Source organism: Kitasatospora sp. MY 5-36 (assembly GCF_001182915.1).
Classification (GTDB): domain Bacteria; phylum Actinomycetota; class Actinomycetes; order Streptomycetales; family Streptomycetaceae; genus Kitasatospora.
This window is the reverse complement of record NZ_LFVW01001208.1, coordinates 1-1396: the sequence shown is the minus strand read 5'-3', so window position 1 is coordinate 1396 and position 1396 is coordinate 1. Positions and strand designations below refer to the sequence as shown.

Genomic DNA, 1396 nt, shown 5'->3' with positions numbered 1-1396 from the left:
CGGGGAGGCCGGCGTCGGCCCGGGGCCCGTCCGGCCCCGCTCGCCGAGGGCCACCCCGCCCGGCCGGGCTCCGCCGAGGACGGGCTTGCGGGTGGACTCGGGCCGGATCCAGCGGCCGTCCGCGCTCATCAGTACTGCTCCTCATCTGGGACTTCGCATCCGGACGCGCCGTGGAGCGCGCGCCCCGGGGCGCGCTTCGGCCGCCGCCCCACACTGCCGGGGGCGGCGGCCGGACGTTCACGGGGGCCGGTCGGCCCCGCGGCGGATCCCGCGGGACCCGCCCCTGGCGGTGCTAGCCGCCGAGCCAGGCGCCGGTCGGCGCGATGGACGGCGGCGAGCTCGGGCCGGCCACGATCTTGACGATGTCGGCCTCGGGCAGCACCTGGTCCCACACCTGGATGTCGGCGACGGCGCCGTGCCAGGGGTCGGCCCACTGCGAGTTGGAGCTCAGCCGGCCGACCTGGAGGGAGTTGCTGCCGCTCGGCTGCACCCCGGCCGACTTGGCCGAGGACTGCGGAGCGCCGTTGACGTACAGGGTGAGCTGGCCCGACGGGTCGTCGTACACGCCGGTCAGCAGCACCCACTGGTTGACCGTCGCGTCGCCCTTGGACCAGGCGATCGCCGAACCGCCGCCCGGCACCTGGACCTTGAAGTACCACTGGTCGTGCCCGTTGTTGCCGGCCCGGCCCAGCGCGAACGAGTAGTACTGGCCGTCGCCCTGGCTGACCGCGCTGCGGTTGCCGTTGGGCACGTCGACCAGCACCCGCGCGGAGACGGTGAAGCTCTTGTTGACCTCGACGACCGACGTGGAGGTCGAGGCGAACGAGTCCTGGCCACTGGGTAGTTTGAGGACCTGTCCGGAGAATCCGGCCATCGTCCCCTGCTTGGCGTCCGCCCCCAGGTTGAGCGCGGCCGCGCCCTTCTTGGCGGGCAGCGAGCCGACGGTCGGCGGGCTGTCGATGCCCTTGAGCGGCGGCGCGCTCGTCGTGTTCGACGGGCCGGTGACCGTCGGGGTCGGCGAGCCGGGGCCGTGGGCCGTCGGCGTCTTCTCCTTGCCGTGCTGGTAGTACCAGTACCCGCCGCCACCGGCGGCGGCCACCACGACCACCGCGGTCACCACGCCGATCAGCTTGAGCCTGCGGCCGCGCTTGGCGGACTGCTCGTTCTGCTCGGCCAGCGCCTCCCAGTTCGGCGTGCCGGCCGGGGAGACCGCCGGGCCGGGCGGGGGGACGGGCGGCTGGAAGCCGCCCTGCTGCTGCCAGTGCGCCACGGGCTGACCCAGCTGCGGCTGGCCCGGCTGCGGGCCCGGCGGGAAGGGCTGCCCGACGGCCGGACCGGGCTGCGGCATCGGTGCCTGCGGCTGCGGCTGAACCGCCTGCGGCTGGACGGGGTGTGG

At 75.2% G+C, this 1396-nt stretch carries 1 protein-coding gene; it reads right to left on the bottom strand.

Annotation, left to right across the window (positions count from 1 at the left end; all coding sequences use genetic code 11):
• Window positions 1-292 precede the first annotated feature (292 nt).
• On the bottom strand, window positions 293-1270 hold the full coding sequence (locus AE652_RS41435; RefSeq protein ID WP_159028737.1) for a LamG domain-containing protein: 978 nt from the start codon (window positions 1268-1270) through the stop codon (window positions 293-295).
• Between the last annotated feature and the right edge of the window lie 126 nt (window positions 1271-1396).